Here is a 15,376-nt window from a genome sequence, read left to right as displayed (position 1 = left end):
TCACTCATGGTGGTGGCCGCCGAGCAGGTCGAGCGTCTGCAACTGGGCGAGGGCGGCGAGGGGGTCGGCGGACAGGTGCAGGCCGTTCAGGGCGAGCAGGTCGTCGTGGTGGATCGCCACGGCCGGGCCAGCCAGCAGCAGCGGAATGGGCGAGGCCGCGAGCAGGCGCGGCAGGTCGCGGCGCAGTTGCTGGCTGTCGAGGGCCTGGCTGGAATACAGCAGCAGTGCGCGCGGGCCAATGTTGTCGATGGCCAGTGCCAGCTCGCTAGCCGGCAGGGGCCAATCGAACACCTCCACCGGGCAGCCGGCGCTGCTGGCCAGCCAGGCGCACAACCACAGACCGGGCTCCAGCGGTTGCGCCGAGGCATTCACCAGCAGCAGCGGGGCGGCCTGCTGCTGGCGGTTGCTGTGGTAAAGGCGAGTGCCCAGCTTGCTGCGCAGCCAGCTGTAGAAGAACACCCGCTCCAGCTGATTGCCGATCTGGCTGCCCTGCCAGCGCCGGTCCAGCTCGCCGAGCATCGGCAGCAGCAGTTGCGCACACAGGGTGTGCGGTGGGTAGACCGCCAGTGCGCGGTTGAAACCGTCGTCGAGCTGGCGTTCGGCCTGGCGCGCGATGGCGCGCAGCAGGTCCTGCTGCAGTTCATCCCAGTCGTTGCCACTCGGCGGGCTGGGCGGGGTGCGGCTGTCGAGCAGTTCCTTGACCTGGCTGACGGCGACGCCGCGGTTAAGCCAGGTGAGGATCGCCTGGATGCGCGCCACATGTTCGCGCGAGTACAGGCGGTGGCCCTTGGGCGTGCGGTGCGGCACCACCAGACCGTAGCGGCGCTCCCAGGCGCGCAGGGTCACCGGGTTGACCCCGGTACTGCGCGCCACCTCGCGGATCGGCAGATAGCCCTGGGCGAGGGCGGTCTGGTAGTCGTCGAGCGGGTCGTTCATCAGATGGCGTTCCGCAGGCTGAGGTTTTCCGGATGCGGCTGCAGGTAGGCCTGACGGGCGATGTAGTGATCCGGGTGATGGCGGAAGTGGTGCTTGAGCAGGGTCAGCGGCACCACCAGCGGCACGATGCCGTTGCGGTACTGCTCGATCAGGTGATTGAGCTCCTGCTTCTCGGCGGGGCTGAGGGCGTTCTTCAGATAGCCGCACAGGTGCTGCAGCACGTTGCTGTGGGTGCCGCGGGTGGCGCAGCGGGCCAGGGCGGCCATCAGCTGGCTGAAGTAGCGCGGGCCTAGCTCGGCCGGGTCATGCTGGCCGAGGTTGCCAAGCAGTTGGCCGAGCGCCTTGTACTGCAGCGGGTTGTTGGCCATCAGCTGGTACTTGTAGCGCGCATGGAAATCGGTGATCGCCCGGCGGCTCAGGCCGTTGGCGAGTAGGCGCTGCCATTCGGCGTAGGCGAATACGCGGGTGAGGAAGTTTTCGCGCAGCACCGGGTCGTTGAGGCGACCGTCTTCCTCCACCGGCAGGTCCGGACGCGCGCGGCAGAACGCGCTGGCGTAGAGACCGCGCCCGCCGCCTTCCACCGGGTAGCCGTTGGCCTGGTAGACCTTGACCCGCTCCAGCCCGCAGGACGGCGACTTTTGCATGAAGATGTAGCCGCACAGGTCATCCAGTTCGGCGGCCATGCGCTGGCCGAAGTTGTACAGCTTTTCGCTGTGGTCCAACTCGGGATGACGCGATCCGACCGCGCGCGGTGCATCCGGCTCGCCCACCAGGCGAATGGCCTCGCGCGGGGTACCGAGGCCGATGGCCATTTCCGGGCAGACGGCAACGAACTCGAAATGCTCGGCGAGCACCTGGCTACACAGGCGCGATTCCTTGTGGCCGCCGTTGTAGCGCACTTCGGCACCCAGCAGGCAGGCGCTGATTCCGAGTTTCAAGGGGTGGCCGTTGGCGTCGAGCATGGCGGGACCTGTGAGGATTTCTTGTACGGAATCTGATTTCTGTACAACTTCGTCTCATCATAGGTCCTGATATGTACAGGTCAAATTATTTGTACAGCTTTTGTATCGATATTGCCGGGCGGGCGGCACGACGCGCTGACGCAGCGGTGGCAGCGTCAGGCGCTCAAGGGGTATGGAGGGCTGTCAGGGATAGCCGAGCAGCCGCTTGATCCGGTCGAGGTGGTTGGCGACCCAGTGCTTGTCGATGGCGCCCCAGTCGCGGATCACGTAGTGCCCGGCATTGTTGCGCTCGCCGGCGCCCTGTTCGAACACGCAGTCGATATCCAGCTCGCCGAGCGCGAGCAGGGTGTCCTGGGCGGTGCGCCGGGGCATGCCGGTGGCGTCGATCAGCGCCGGTACGCTGGTGGCCGTGCCGCTGTCGATCAGCCAGGCCACGTAGAGGCGGCGGTAGAAACTGGTCTTGGTCTTGCTCACGTCCATGGTGTGCTCCTTGAGTCAGCAGGCCTGGCGTGCGGCGCGCCGGCGCAGCGCACGGTGGCGGCTGGTGAAGAACAGCTGCAGGAAGGCGCGCACGACGAATGCCGGCAACAGCGGGTCGACCGTCAGCTGGTCGACCACCCGCGTGCCGTCGTTCTGCAGATGCAGGCTGCGTGCGTGGCGCCACAGGCGCATGCCGGTCATTGGTGATGGCTCGACGAAACCGCTGCCGGGCTCGAGTGCCAGCAGGGTCAGCCGCGAGGTGCCGAGCGGCAGCACGCCGAACAACCACAGCCAGCTGGTGAACAGCGGTGTGCCGGGCTGCACCTGGAGGTCCTGCAGGTTGCGGATGCCACGGGCAATGCACATCCACAGCCAGGGGCGCATATCCCGGCGCAGGCAGCGCACATCGGTGATCCAGCGCCAGACCACGTCGGGGCGCGCGGGCAGGGTGGATTCGAAACGCAGGTGGATCATCGTGGCCTCGCTTTCCTTGGCGCAAAAAAAGGCCCGCATGAGCGGGCCTTTCGCGGTTACAGGTTGGCGATCTTCTCGCGCTGCTCGACCAGCTTGGTCAGCGCCTGTTCGGCTTCGGCCAGCTTGGCGCGCTCCTTGTCGAGCACTTCGGCCGGCGCCTTGGCGACGAAGCCCTCATTGCTCAGCTTGCCGCCGACGCGTTTGACCTCGCCGTCCAGGCGCTGGATTTCCTTGTCCAGGCGCGCCAGTTCGGCGTCCTTGTCGATCAGCCCGGCCATCGGCACCAGCACCTGCATCTCGCCGACCAGAGCGGTGGCGGACATCGGTGCTTCTTCGCCGGCGGCCAGCACGCGCACCGATTCCAGCTTGGCCAGCTTGCTCAGCAGCGGCTCGAAGTCGGCCAGGCGGCGCAGGTCTTCGGCATTGGCGTTCTGCACGATGATGTCGATGCGCTTGGCCATGGAGATCTTCATCTCGCCACGGATCTGCCGTACGCCGAGCATCAGCTGCTTGACCCACTCGATGTCGCCTTCGGCGGCAGCGTCGATGCGGCTCTCGTTCGCCACCGGCCAGGCTTGCAGCATGATGGTCTCGCCGCTGATGCCGGCCTGGCCCTTGATGCGCTGCCAGATCTCTTCGGTGATGAAGGGCATGAACGGGTGGGCCAGGCGCAGGATCACTTCCAGCACGCGCACCAGGGTGCGGCGGGTGCCGCGCTGGCGCTCGGCCGGCGCATTCTCGTCCCACAGCACGGGCTTGACCAGTTCCAGGTACCAGGCGCAGTACTCGTCCCAGATGAACTCGTACAGGGCTTGCGCGGCCATGTCGAAGCGGAAGGCGTCGAGGTGGCGGGTCACGTCCTGCTCGCAGCGCTGCAGGGCGGAGATGATCCAGCGATCCACCGGTGACAGGTCGACCGCTTCGCCGTTGACGCCAGTGTCCTTGTCATCGGTGTTCTCGATGACGAAGTTGGCGGCGTTCCACAGCTTGTTGCAGAAGTTGCGGTAACCCTCGACGCGGCCCATGTCGAACTTGATGTCACGACCGGTGGAGGCCAGCGCCAGGTTGGTGAAGCGCAGGGCGTCGGTGCCGTAGGCGGCGATGCCGTCCGGGAACTCGGTTTTGGTCTGCTTGGCGATCTTATCGGCCAGCTTGGGCTGCATCATGCCGCTGGTGCGCTTCTCCAGCAGGGCGTCCAGTTCGATGCCGTCGACGATATCCAGCGGATCGAGCACGTTGCCCTTGGACTTGGACATCTTCTGGCCCTGGGCATCGCGCACCAGGCCGTGGACGTAGACGGTCTTGAACGGGATCTGCCCGGTCAGGTGGGTGGACAGCATGATCATCCGGGCGACCCAGAAGAAGATGATGTCGAAACCGGTGACCAGCACGTCGGTGGGGTGGAAGGTCTTGAGGAAGTCGGTCTGCTGCGGCCAGCCGAGGGTGGAGAAGGTCCACAGGCCGGAGCTGAACCAGGTGTCGAGCACGTCTTCGTCCTGGCGCAGGTTGGCGTCGCCGAGGTTGTGCGTGGCGCGAACTTCCGCCTCGTCACGACCGACGTAGACGTTGCCGGCGTCGTCGTACCAGGCCGGGATGCGGTGGCCCCACCACAGCTGACGGCTGATGCACCAGTCCTGGATGTCACGCATCCAGCTGAAGTACATGTTCTCGTACTGCTTGGGTACGAACTGGATCTCGCCGCTCTCGACCACGGCGATGGCTTTTTCGGCCAGTGGCTTGGTGGAGACATACCACTGGTCGGTCAGCCACGGCTCGATGACGGTGCCGGAGCGGTCGCCCTTCGGCACTTTCAGCGCGTGGTCGTCGATGCTTTCGAGCAGGCCGGCGGCTTCGAACGCAGCGACGATCTGCTTGCGCGCGACGAAACGGTCGAGGCCGGCGTATTCGGCCGGCAGGCTACCGTCGAGCTCGCTATTGACACTGCCGTCGATGTTGAACACCTGGGCCTTGGCCAGCACGGCGGCGTTCTTGTCGAAGATGTTGAGCAGCGGCAGGTTGTGGCGCTTGCCGACTTCATAGTCGTTGAAGTCGTGGGCCGGGGTGATCTTCACGCAGCCGGTGCCGAACTCGGGGTCGCAGTAGTCGTCGGCGATGATCGGGATACGGCGGCCCACCAGCGGCAGTTCGACGAAGGTGCCGATCAGGGCTTTGTAGCGCTCGTCTTCCGGGTGCACGGCCACGGCGCTGTCGCCGAGCATGGTTTCCGGGCGGGTGGTAGCGACGATCAGGTAGTCCTTGCCGTCGGCGGTCTTGTTGCCGTCGGCCAGCGGGTAGCGCAGGTTCCACAGGTGGCCCTTCTCGTCGTGGTTTTCCACTTCGAGGTCGGAGATGGCGGTGTGGAACTTGGTGTCCCAGTTGACCAGGCGCTTGCCGCGGTAGATCAGGCCGTCCTGGTGCAGGCGCACGAAGGCTTCTTTAACCGCTTCGGACAGGCCTTCGTCCATGGTGAAGCGCTCGCGCGACCAGTCCACCGACGAGCCCAGGCGACGGATCTGCCGGGTGATGGTGCCGCCGGACTGTTCCTTCCACTCCCAGACCTTCTCCAGGAATTTCTCGCGACCGAGGTCGTGGCGACCGATTCCGTCGGCGGCCAGCTGGCGCTCGACCACCATCTGCGTGGCGATGCCCGCGTGGTCGGTGCCCGGCTGCCACAGGGTGTTGCGGCCCTGCATGCGGCGGAAGCGGATCAGGCAGTCCATGATCGAGTTGTTGAAGCCGTGACCCATGTGCAGGCTGCCGGTGACGTTCGGCGGCGGGATCATGATGGTGTAGGGCTCGCCGGAACCTTGCGGGGCGAAGTAGTTGTTCGCTTCCCAGTTCTCGTACAGGGCGGTTTCGATGGCGTGGGGCTGGTAGGTCTTGTCCATGGGTGCGGCGGGACCGTATTGGCAACTGATCGGAAAGCCGCGAAGTATAACGGGGATGGCGCGCGAGGCGTAAGGCCGCTGGCAGGGAAGCGGATTGGCGGAGCAGTGGGCGTGGCGGGCACGCCCGGCGGTCAGGTTTTCGGCGCCTTGATCAGGCGGTCGAGACGAGCGTCGAGGCGACGTTTCAGTTCGGCTTCGATCTGCGGCACGAAATCGTCGATCACGTCCTGCAGGATCAGTTGCGCGGCGGCGCGCAGTTCGGCGTCCAGGCGGCTGCGGTTGAGCACGCTTTCCTGCACGCTGCTGGCGATGCTCGGAGCGGGGTGGGGCGGCGCTGGTGCAACTGCCGGCGCCACTGTTGCTGGCACCATGGTGGCGGGCACTGCTGCAGCCGGGCGCACCGGGTAGGGCAGCGGCGCGATGCTCGGGGCTGGCGGTGGCACGCTGGCGGTCTGCGGCGCTGGCTCGACGATGTCGGAAAGCAGCGGAATCTGCAGGTCGTCGTCCAGTGATTCGGTCAGCAGCGGCGGCTCGAGCTGATCCTTTTCCAGCAGCTGGCGGATGGCTTCGAGGTCGTCCAGCAGGTGGGCGGGCTTGGAAGGTTTGGAGCTGTCCATGGTTCGATCGGGCCTGTGCGGAGTCGTCGCAAGCGCGTGCCGGGCAAGGCGGGTAGAGGCTGGGCCGCCGATTCTACGCCGTCACGTCGTGTATTTCGATGCCGTTTGGCTGTTCAAAGTTCGACGCGCTGGGGGGCGAAGCCCTGCTGGCGGTACAGTTTGAAGTTCTCGCGAGACAGTGCCAGCAGCTGTGGCTCCTGGTTGACGATCTCGATCACCCTGCTGAACTGCGCCAGTTGCGCGGACAGTTGCGGGTGCAGATTGATCAGCAAGCCCTGGCTTTTGGCCGGGGTTTCGTCGATGCCGATCACCACTGGAGCCTGCGCATCGTCGCTGTGCAGGTTGTGCGGCACGAAGCTTTCCGTGCGAAAGCTCCACAGCAGCGCATCCAGCGCCTCGCCCTGCGCCTGATCGGCTGCGCGAACGAACACCGGCATGCCGGCACGCCAGGCCTTGAGCGCGAGCTGGCAGGCGGCGCGCAGGCGGTCGGCCGGGTTGCTGGAGGAGAGAACGTAGAACTCGACGCGCATGAGTGGGCTCGTGGGGCGATGGAGGCGAGCGGCCCTCCCGGTTGGAGGGCCGCTCGTTGGGCGCGTCAGACCTTGCTGCGGTCCAGCAGGTACTGGGTCAGCATCGGTACCGGGCGGCCGGTGGCGCCCTTGTCCTTGCCGCCGCTGATCCAGGCGGTACCGGCGATGTCCAGGTGCGCCCACTTGTAGCTCTTGGCGAAGCGCGAGAGGAAGCAGCCGGCGGTGATGGTGCCGGCCTTCGGCCCGCCGATGTTGGCGATGTCGGCGAACGGGCTGTCGAGCTGCTCCTGGTACTCGTCGTACAGCGGCAGTTGCCAGGCGCGGTCGTCGGCATTCAGACCGGCCTGCAGGATCTGCTGAACCAGCGCATCGTCGTTGCCCATCAGGCCGGAGACATTGCTGCCCAGGGCGACGATGCAGGCGCCGGTGAGGGTGGCGATGTCGATCACCGCCTGCGGCTTGAAGCGCTCGGCATAGGTCAGGGTGTCGCACAGCACCAGGCGGCCTTCGGCGTCGGTGTTGAGGATTTCCACAGTCTGCCCGCTCATGGTGGTGACGATGTCACCGGGGCGGGTGGCGCCGCCGCTCGGCATGTTCTCGGCGCAGGCCAACAGGCACACCAGGTTGATCGGCAGTTGCAGTTCGAGCACGGCGCGCAGGGTGCCGAACACGCTGGCGGCGCCGCACATGTCGTACTTCATTTCGTCCATGCTGGCGGCCGGTTTGATGCTGATACCGCCGGTGTCGAAGGTGATGCCCTTGCCGACCAGGGCGAAGGGTTTTTCGTCCTTCTTGCCGCCGGTGTACTGCAGCACGATCATCCGTGGCGGCTGGTCGCTGCCCTGGGCCACGGCGAGGAAGGCGCCGGCACCGAGTTCCTTGAGCTTCTTCTCGTCGAGGATCTCGACCTTGAGGTTCTTGTGCGCCTTGGCCAGGGCCTTGGCTTCTTCCGCCAGGTAGCTCGGGTGGCAGAGGTTCGGCGGCAGGTTGCCGAGGTCCTTGGTGAAGGCCATGCCGGTGGCGATGGCGCGGGCATGCAGGCTGCCACGCTCGACATCGGCCAGCTCGGCCTTGTCGGCGATCAGGGTGAGTTTCTTCAGCGCCTTGGGTTCGGCCTTCTTGCTCTTGAACTGGTCGAACACGTAGCCGCCATCGGCCAGGGTTTCCACCAGCAGGCGCGCCTTGCCGTAGGCGTCACGCGACTTGACCTGCAGTTCGCCCAGGGCCAGCACCGCATCGCTACCGCCGAGGCCTTTGAGCACGCCATGCACCGATGCAACCAACTTGCGGAACTGACGGTCAGACAGCTCGCCCTTGCCGCTGCCGACCAGCAGCACGCGCTCGGCCTTGAGGTTCGGCAGGCTGTGCAGGAGCAGGGTCTGGCCCGGCTTGCCGGCGATGTCGCCGCGCTTGAGCAGGGCACTGATGGCGCCGCCGCTGGCTTCGTCCACGGCCTTGGCCGCAACACCGAGTTTACGTCCTTCGCCGATGGCGACGACCAGGGTGGCGGTCTTCAGGGTTTCCGGGCGAACGCTTTTGACAAGGAATTCCATGGTGAGCTGTCCCCAAGACAAAGAGTCGGGTTTGGCGGATAATGCCCGCTATTTTTTCGAGGGCCTGCCCGAGCGGCAGGCCGGCAAAGGTGCGGCTAGTTTGCGTGTAGCCGCCTGAGCCTGACAACCCTGGAGTGTCTGGTTTGATCGTCTTCCGTTATCTCTCGCGCGAATTGCTGCTGACCCTCAGTGCAGTCAGCGCCGTGCTGCTCGTCATCATCATGAGCGGCCGCTTCATCAAGTACCTGGCGCAGGCTGCGCAGGGGCTGCTGGACCCGGGCGTGCTGTTCATGATCATGGGCTTTCGGCTGCCTGGCTTCCTGCAGCTGATCCTGCCGCTGGGGCTGTTCCTCGGCATCCTGCTGGCCTATGGCCGTCTTTATCTCGACAGCGAGATGACCGTGCTGTCGGCCACCGGCATGAGCCACAAACGTCTGCTGGCCTACACCATGGCGCCTGCCGCGCTGGTAGCCGCGCTGGTTGCCTGGCTCAGCCTCGGCCTGGCACCACAGGGTGTCGCCGAAGTGACGCGGATCTTCAACCAGCAGGATGCCCTCACCGAATTCGACACCCTGGTGCCGGGTCGCTTCCAGGCGATGAAGGACGGCTCGCGGGTGACCTACACCGAGGCGCTGTCCGAGGACCGCGGCCAGTTGTCCGGTGTGTTCATTTCCGAGAAGCGCCTGCGTGTCGACAACAACGACAAGGGCAAGAAGAAGGAGCCGGGCATTGCCGTGCTGGTCGCCGAGAGCGGTCGCCAGGAGATCCAGACCGACGGCAGTCGCTACCTGATTCTGGAGAACGGTTACCGCTACGACGGCAACCCTGGCCAGGCCGACTACCGTGCGATCAAGTACGACACCTACGGCGTGCTGCTGCCCAAGCCGGCAGTGAGCAGCGAGATCGGCGAGCGCGAGGCGATCCCGACCCGTGAACTGATCGGCAGCGACAACCCGCGCCATCAGGCCGAGCTGCAGTGGCGCCTGTCGATTCCGTTGCTGGTGTTCGTCGTCACCCTGCTGGCCGTGCCGCTGGCGCGGGTCAATCCACGCCAGGGGCGCTTCCTCAAACTGCTCCCGGCGATTCTTCTGTACATGGCTTACCTGGCGCTGCTGATCGGCGCCCGCGGGCAGCTGGACAAGGGCAAGATTCCCCAAGACCTGGGCCTCTGGTGGGTGCATGGCCTGTTCCTGCTGATCGGTCTGGGGCTGTTCTTCTGGACCCCGTTGCAACTCAAGCTGGCGAGTCGCCGCGCAGGCAAGGAGATGGCTCATGCTCAGGCTTGATCGCTACATCGGTAGCAGTGTGTTCTACGCGATCCTCGCGGTGCTGGGGATCATCGTCGGCCTGGCGCTGCTGTTCGCCTTCATCGACGAGCTGGGCGATGTCAGCGATACCTATGGCACCTTCGAGGCGCTGATCTATGTGTTGCTGACCCTGCCGCGCCGGCTCTACGAGATGCTGCCGATGGCGGCGCTGATCGGCTGCCTGATCGGCCTCGGCACCCTGGCCAGCAACAGTGAGCTGACCATCATGCGCGCCGCCGGGGTTTCGGTCGGGCGCATCGTCTGGGCGGTGATGAAACCGATGCTGGTGCTGATGCTGGCCGGCGTGCTGATCGGTGAGTACGTGGCGCCCTGGACCGAGAACCTGGCCCAGGCCAGCCGCTCCATGGCCCAAGGCAGCGGGGAGGCACAAAGCTCCAAGCGCGGCCTGTGGCACCGTCAGGGCCACGAGTACGTGCACATCAACGCCGTGCAGCCCAACGGTCGCCTGTACGGCGTGACCCGCTACCAGTTCGACGACCAGCGCCACATGCTCTCGGCCAGCTTCGCCAAGCGCGCCGTCTACCAGGGCGATCACTGGCAGCTGGAAGACGTCGCCACCACCCACTTCCGTGATCGCACCACCGAGGTGGAAGAGCTCGACAACGAGCGTTGGGACATCGAACTCAACCCGCAACTGCTCGGCACCGTGGTCATGGAGCCGGAAGCGCTGTCGATGACCGGGCTGTGGCGCTACATCCACTACCTCGCTGCGCAGGGGCTGAACAACGGCAGCTACTGGCTGGCGTTCTGGACCAAGGTCCTGCAGCCGCTGGTGACCGCCGCGCTGGTGCTGATGGCGATTTCCTTCATCTTCGGCCCACTGCGCTCGGTGACCCTGGGCCAGCGTATCTTCACCGGCGTGCTGGTGGGCTTCGTGTTCCGCATCGCCCAGGACCTGCTCGGTCCGTCGAGCCTGGTGTTCGGCTTCTCGCCGCTGCTGGCGGTGCTGGTACCGGCGCTGATCTGTGGCCTGGCCGGGGTGGTGTTGCTGCGTCGCGCTGCCTGATTCTAGGCGTCACCCAAGAAGGCCCGTCTTCGCGAGGAGACGGGCCTTCTGCGTTTTCGGTGCGGATATCTAGCGTGGTCGGCGGGCGATGGCGGCGTTGAAGCGCTGCACCACGCTCTCCGGCACGGCGCGCGAGAACATCAGGTGCATGGGTTCTTCGGTGTGCTCGCTGACCCCGAAACTTTGCAGCGGTTGCGTGCTCTCGCGCTGCATGGCGCGAGCGACACTGTCCTCGAGCAGGTAGCCGTCGATGCGCCCGCGTGCCAGCACGTCCAGCAACTGCTGATCCCAGCGCACTTCCAGGCGCTGCGCCGTTGCCTGCGGGTCGCGCACGATGGGTTCCAGCTCCTCGCCGTAGTAGAAGCCGCGAATCACCCCGAGGGTGCGCGGGCGACCGTCGGCGCGTGGCTCGTTCAGCCACTGGCGCAGCGACAGGTTGGCGACGGGCGGCGCGGACGGCACGCCGGCGATGACCAGCACCATCTCTTCCACCCGGTACGGCTGGCTGAAGCGGGCGAAGGCCTCTCGCTCGAGCGAATGGCTGGCGCCGTAGAGCAGGTCCAGACGGCCCTGTTTCAGCTTTTGCAGGGCGCGGGCCCAGGGCTCTTCGATGAACGCCAGGGTGTAGCCGGCATCGTGCGCCAGCGCCTGCAGCTCGCTGTACTCGCTGCCGACCAGTTGTTCGTTCTGTTGGTAAATCAGGGGGTACCACTCTTCCCAGCCGACGCGCAGGTGGCAGTCCGTGCTGTTGGCCGCGCAGACGAGTGGGGCGCAAAGGAGCGCCAGCAGAGGCAGGGCTTTCTTCATCGTGGTGGCGTGATCAGAACAGGGTGATGCGTCCGAGCTGGAACAACACACACCGCTGCTGGGCAGTAGGGCGATGAGAAAGGGTGGCTCCTGCCACCCGGACTATCAAAGCGTGGCGGGGTTACCAGCGTTGCTCAGGCGGCGCGCCTGCTTCAGGTAGAGCGTCACTTCACGCGCCGGCAATGGCTTGCTGTAGAGGTAGCCCTGCCCCTCGTTGCAGCCCTGGGCGATGATGTAGGCCTCCTGTTCGGAGGTCTCCACACCCTCGGCGATAACTTGCATGCCCAGGCTCTTACCGAGCTGGATGATGGCGCGCACGATGGTGGCGTCATCCTCGTCTTCGAGCAGGTCCTGCACGAAGCTCTTGTCGATCTTGATCTTGTCCAGCGGCAGGCTCTTCAGGTAGCTCAGCGAGGAGTAGCCGGTACCGAAGTCGTCGATGGCGATCAGCGCGCCGGCGCGGCGCAGGCTGAGCAGGTGCTGGGCGGCGGTGGTGATGTCTTCCATCAGGCCGGTTTCGGTGACTTCCAGCTCCAGGCTGCGCATCGGCAGGCGGTACACCTGCAGCAGGTTGTTGACCATGCGCGGCAGCTCGGTGTGGTGCAGTTGCACGGTGGACAGGTTGACCGCCATGCGCAGTTCGGTGAAGCCCTGGTCGTGCCATTCGCGCAGCTGGCGACAGGACTGGTCGAGCACCCATTCGCCGATGGCGATGATGCTGCCGTTCTGTTCGGCCAGCGGGATGAACAGGTCCGGCGGCACCAGGCCATGCTGCGGGTGCTGCCAGCGCAGCAGGGCTTCGACGCCGACCACGCGGTGGTCGCGGTAATCGACCTGCGGTTGGTAGACCAGGTGCAGCTCGTTGCGCTTGAGCGCGTCGCGCAGGTCCTTTTCCAGCTCGCGGCGGCGGCGCATCTCGCTGTCGACGCTGGCGATGTAGAACTGGTAGCGGTTGCGCGAGCGGCTCTTGGCCAGGGTCATGGTCTGCTCGGCTTTCTGCAGCAGCTTCTCGGTGGTGTCGCCGTCTTCCGGGAACAGGGTGATGCCGATGGTGGCGCGCAGGCGTACTTCCTGGCGTTCGAGCGAGAAGGGGGTTTCCAGGCTGTCGAGAATGCTCTGCGCCAGTTCGGCGGCTTCGTAGGGTTGCTCGATGTCGGCCTGGACCAGGGCGAACTGGTCGCCGCCCAGACGGGCCAGCGCACCGAGTTTGCTGCTGTGGCTGCGCAGGCGGTCGGAGAGGGCCAGGAGCAATTGGTCGCCGGTCTGGTAGCTGAACTGTTCGTTGACGCCCTTGAAGTCGTCGAGGCCGACGCAGAGCACGGCCACGCGACGTTGCAGGCGACCGGCGTCGTCGAGGATCTGGTCGAGTTGCTGCTGCAGTTGCTGGCGGTTGGGCAGGCCGGTGAGGAAGTCGTACTGCGACATGCGCATCAGACTGTTCTCGGCCTCGCGGCGCAGGTGGGTGTTGCGTTCGATCGATTCGAGCAGCTGGTTTGCCGTGTTGATCCACAGGCCCAGTTCGTTGCGCTCGTTGCCCGGCAACATGGGCAGCTTGTGTTCGCTGGGCCGGTCCGGGTTGATGTTGGTCAGGTGCTCGATGATTTTCGACAGCGGCTTGGTCAGCAGCCAGTGGTAGACCAGGTACAGCACCAGGCCCATGGCCAGTGCGCGGAGCACGCCGGAGATGAAGATGATCACCGAGGTGGTGATGAAGTTCTCGCCATAGCTGGCGGTGTCGAGGGTGATGTTGAGGTCACCGTAGTATTCGCTGTAAGGGCCGCGGCCGACCAGTTGGGTACTGAAGGCCTGCTCTTTACCGAGGATCGGGTCGGTCATCCAGCGGGTGGGCGATTCGACCAGCTCGCGCTCGCGCTCGGCGAGCATCGGTTCGTTGGGGTGACCGATGGCGGCGAAACGCACGGCTTCATGCTGGAACAGACCCTCGATGACCTGCATGCCCATCTCGCGGTCGAGGCTGTAGACGGCCTGGGTCGAGGGGTCGCGGAACATGCCGAGGATGCGGTGCGCATCGTTGGCCACTGCCTGGCGCGTCTTGTAGATGTCGAAGACTATCTGCGCGCAGCTCAGGACCACACCGACGACCAGCGCCGACAACAGGACGACACGGAGCAGCTTGAGCGAGAGGCTATTTTTAAGTTCCAGCTTCAAATGCGGATTCCTTGTTCTCTGCCGGAGGCGTCTGATCGCTTGTGAGTATTGGCAAATGCGGGGAAGCCGTCAAAGGGCCAGTACGCTTAATAGCAGAATTTTCCACGGCTGTTCAGGCATGGCGCGTGTAAAGCGGCTGATACGCTTTGCTTGCTCACTAATGGTGCGCAGAACGCATCGGCAGGCCTGTGCAGGCCCTCGTACTGTGGCACAAGAGTTGCGATGACCACTACCTCACCAGTTAACGGGGGTTGGCCATGAAGATCTATCTCTTGTCATTGAGTGCCCTGTTTTTCGCGCCGACCGCTCACGCGGCCAGCGATAGCGCCACCAGCACCGCTTGGGTGGTATTGGCCAGCGCCCTGGTGTTCTTCATGCAGGCCGGTTTCGCCTTGTTGGAAAGCGGCATGTCGCGGACCAAGAATGCGGTCAACGTGATGATGAAGAACTACATGGATGGCTGTGTCGGTGGCGTGGTGTTCTGGCTGGTCGGCTTCGGCCTGATGTTCGGCAGCAACCTCACCGGCTGGTTCGGCATGAGCCACTTCGCCCCGCACGAAGGCCAACCCTGGGACTTCACCTTCCTGCTGTTCCAGATGATGTTCGCTGCCACGGCCGCGACCATCGCCAGCGGCGCCATGGCCGAGCGTACGCGTTACGGCGCCTACATGATCGGCGCTGTGGTGATCAGCGGCTTCATCTACCCGGTATTCGGCAGCTGGGTGTGGAGCGGCATCTACGGCGGCCAGGGTTGGCTGGCCAAGCTCGGCTTCATCGACTTTGCCGGTTCGACCGTGGTGCATAGCGTCGGCGCCTGGTGCGCCCTGGCCGGCATCCTGGTGCTCGGCCCGCGCCTTGGTCGCTTCGCCGCTGACGGCACGCCGCGGGTGATTCCCGGGCACAACCTCGGCCTGGTCACCCTGGGTGGCTTCGTGCTGTGGCTCGGCTGGTTCGGCTTCAACGCCGGCAGCACCCTGGGCATGACCGAAAGCCTCGGCCTGATCGCCCTCAATACACACCTGGCGGCGGCCTGCGGTGCGATCGGCGCGATGCTTGCCCTGCGTACCACGTCCAAGCCGATACTCCTGACCTCCACGGTCAATGGTTCGCTGGGTGGCCTGGTTGGCATTACCGCCGGGTGCGCCACCATGCTGCCGGGCTACGCCATGCTCACCGGGCTGGTTGCCGGCTTTGTCGTGGTATTCGGTATGCGCCTGCTCGACCGCTGGCAGCTTGACGATGTGGTCGGCGCGGTGTCGGTACACGGCTTCGCCGGTGTCTGGGGCACGGTGGCCGCCGGGCTGTTCTTCACCGGTGATCTGTTCAGCTGGACGCGTGTCAGCGTGCAGCTGCTCGGCGCCGGTATGGCGTTCGCCTGGGCCTTTCCGATGGCGCTGATCCTCTACTTCCTGATCGCCAAGACCATCGGCCTGCGCACTTCGACCCAGGACGAGCAGCGCGGTCTGGATTTCGCCGAGCACGCGGAAGTGGGCTATCCCGAGTTCAACCAGACGGTGACGTTCGACGGCGCCGATCTGTTGCGGAGGAGCTGAGATGAGCCTGACAACCCGCCGCCGTGCGATCTACACCGGCCTGGCCGGGCACTTCCCCGAGGAAGAGCTGCTG

General features: G+C 65.3%; 13 protein-coding genes. 3 read left to right on the top strand and 10 right to left on the bottom strand.

Translation table 11 applies throughout. The features are described 5' to 3' along the window. The 8 genes from IB229_RS19355 to IB229_RS19320 form a co-directional block, all read right to left on the bottom strand. Complete coding sequence (locus tag IB229_RS19355; protein WP_192331524.1) at positions 1–936, bottom strand: MerR family transcriptional regulator; 936 nt, start codon at positions 934–936, stop codon at positions 1–3. Continuing rightward, positions 936–1,898, bottom strand: a complete 963-nt coding sequence (locus IB229_RS19350; RefSeq protein WP_192331523.1) for a YbgA family protein — start codon at positions 1,896–1,898, stop codon at positions 936–938. Before IB229_RS19350 ends, IB229_RS19355 begins: the two co-directional genes overlap by 1 nt. A 183-nt stretch (positions 1,899–2,081) precedes the next feature. Then, positions 2,082–2,378, bottom strand: coding sequence for a winged helix-turn-helix domain-containing protein (locus tag IB229_RS19345; RefSeq protein ID WP_192331522.1), 297 nt, complete (start codon positions 2,376–2,378; stop codon positions 2,082–2,084). A gap of 15 nt (positions 2,379–2,393) precedes the next feature. After that, positions 2,394–2,852 (bottom strand): hypothetical protein, encoded by a 459-nt coding sequence (locus IB229_RS19340; RefSeq protein ID WP_192331521.1) that lies wholly within the window; start codon positions 2,850–2,852, stop codon positions 2,394–2,396. A 56-nt stretch (positions 2,853–2,908) separates the two neighbouring features. Further along, positions 2,909–5,740: a valine--tRNA ligase gene (locus IB229_RS19335; protein ID WP_192331520.1), complete on the bottom strand. Its 2,832-nt coding sequence runs from the start codon at positions 5,738–5,740 to the stop codon at positions 2,909–2,911. A gap of 131 nt (positions 5,741–5,871) precedes the next feature. Beyond that, positions 5,872–6,357, bottom strand: a complete 486-nt coding sequence (locus tag IB229_RS19330) for a DNA polymerase III subunit chi (RefSeq protein ID WP_192331519.1) — start codon at positions 6,355–6,357, stop codon at positions 5,872–5,874. Positions 6,358–6,470: 113 nt separating this feature from the next. Continuing rightward, positions 6,471–6,887: a DNA polymerase III subunit chi gene (locus IB229_RS19325; protein ID WP_192331518.1), complete on the bottom strand. Its 417-nt coding sequence runs from the start codon at positions 6,885–6,887 to the stop codon at positions 6,471–6,473. A 65-nt stretch (positions 6,888–6,952) separates the two neighbouring features. Then, a complete protein-coding gene (locus IB229_RS19320) occupies positions 6,953–8,440 on the bottom strand; it encodes a leucyl aminopeptidase (protein ID WP_192331517.1) in 1,488 nt (495 codons plus the stop codon). A 143-nt stretch (positions 8,441–8,583) separates the two neighbouring features. Between IB229_RS19320 and lptF the strand changes: the two genes are divergently transcribed. Further along, positions 8,584–9,726, top strand: a complete 1,143-nt coding sequence (gene lptF, locus IB229_RS19315; RefSeq protein WP_192331516.1) for an LPS export ABC transporter permease LptF — start codon at positions 8,584–8,586, stop codon at positions 9,724–9,726. Then, positions 9,713–10,774, top strand: a complete 1,062-nt coding sequence (gene lptG, locus IB229_RS19310) for an LPS export ABC transporter permease LptG (protein WP_192331515.1) — start codon at positions 9,713–9,715, stop codon at positions 10,772–10,774. Before lptF ends, lptG begins: the two co-directional genes overlap by 14 nt. Positions 10,775–10,843: 69 nt before the next feature. On the opposite strand, the gene IB229_RS19305 is transcribed toward lptG, so the two are convergent. Beyond that, positions 10,844–11,581: a substrate-binding periplasmic protein gene (locus IB229_RS19305; protein ID WP_192331514.1), complete on the bottom strand. Its 738-nt coding sequence runs from the start codon at positions 11,579–11,581 to the stop codon at positions 10,844–10,846. A 105-nt stretch (positions 11,582–11,686) separates the two neighbouring features. Next, positions 11,687–13,750, bottom strand: a complete 2,064-nt coding sequence (locus tag IB229_RS19300) for a putative bifunctional diguanylate cyclase/phosphodiesterase (protein WP_192331513.1) — start codon at positions 13,748–13,750, stop codon at positions 11,687–11,689. 257 nt (positions 13,751–14,007) lie between these two features. Here IB229_RS19300 and IB229_RS19295 point away from each other — a divergent pair, with 257 nt between their 5' ends. Further along, a complete protein-coding gene (locus tag IB229_RS19295; RefSeq protein ID WP_192331512.1) occupies positions 14,008–15,303 on the top strand; it encodes an ammonium transporter in 1,296 nt (431 codons plus the stop codon). The last annotated feature ends 73 nt before the right edge of the window (positions 15,304–15,376 follow it).

It is taken from the genome of Pseudomonas sp. PDM14 (genome assembly GCF_014851905.1).
In the GTDB taxonomy this organism is placed as follows: domain Bacteria; phylum Pseudomonadota; class Gammaproteobacteria; order Pseudomonadales; family Pseudomonadaceae; genus Aquipseudomonas.
The sequence above is the reverse complement of the archived record's forward strand: the minus strand, read 5'-3'. Positions and strand labels throughout refer to the sequence as shown.

Bases quoted from the DNA above. Each gene is read 5' to 3' on its own strand.
- IB229_RS19330 (WP_192331519.1), bottom strand. From the start codon at position 6,357: ATGGACAGCTCCAAACCTTCCAAGCCCGCCCACCTGCTGGACGACCTC.
- IB229_RS19350 (WP_192331523.1), bottom strand. From the start codon at position 1,898: ATGCTCGACGCCAACGGCCACCCCTTGAAACTCGGAATCAGCGCCTGC.
- IB229_RS19320 (WP_192331517.1), bottom strand. From the start codon at position 8,440: ATGGAATTCCTTGTCAAAAGCGTTCGCCCGGAAACCCTGAAGACCGCC.
- IB229_RS19340 (WP_192331521.1), bottom strand. From the start codon at position 2,852: ATGATCCACCTGCGTTTCGAATCCACCCTGCCCGCGCGCCCCGACGTG.
- IB229_RS19325 (WP_192331518.1), bottom strand. From the start codon at position 6,887: ATGCGCGTCGAGTTCTACGTTCTCTCCTCCAGCAACCCGGCCGACCGC.
- IB229_RS19335 (WP_192331520.1), bottom strand. From the start codon at position 5,740: ATGGACAAGACCTACCAGCCCCACGCCATCGAAACCGCCCTGTACGAG.
- IB229_RS19345 (WP_192331522.1), bottom strand. From the start codon at position 2,378: ATGGACGTGAGCAAGACCAAGACCAGTTTCTACCGCCGCCTCTACGTG.
- lptG (WP_192331515.1), top strand. From the start codon at position 9,713: ATGCTCAGGCTTGATCGCTACATCGGTAGCAGTGTGTTCTACGCGATC.
- IB229_RS19305 (WP_192331514.1), bottom strand. From the start codon at position 11,581: ATGAAGAAAGCCCTGCCTCTGCTGGCGCTCCTTTGCGCCCCACTCGTC.
- IB229_RS19295 (WP_192331512.1), top strand. From the start codon at position 14,008: ATGAAGATCTATCTCTTGTCATTGAGTGCCCTGTTTTTCGCGCCGACC.
- IB229_RS19355 (WP_192331524.1), bottom strand. From the start codon at position 936: ATGAACGACCCGCTCGACGACTACCAGACCGCCCTCGCCCAGGGCTAT.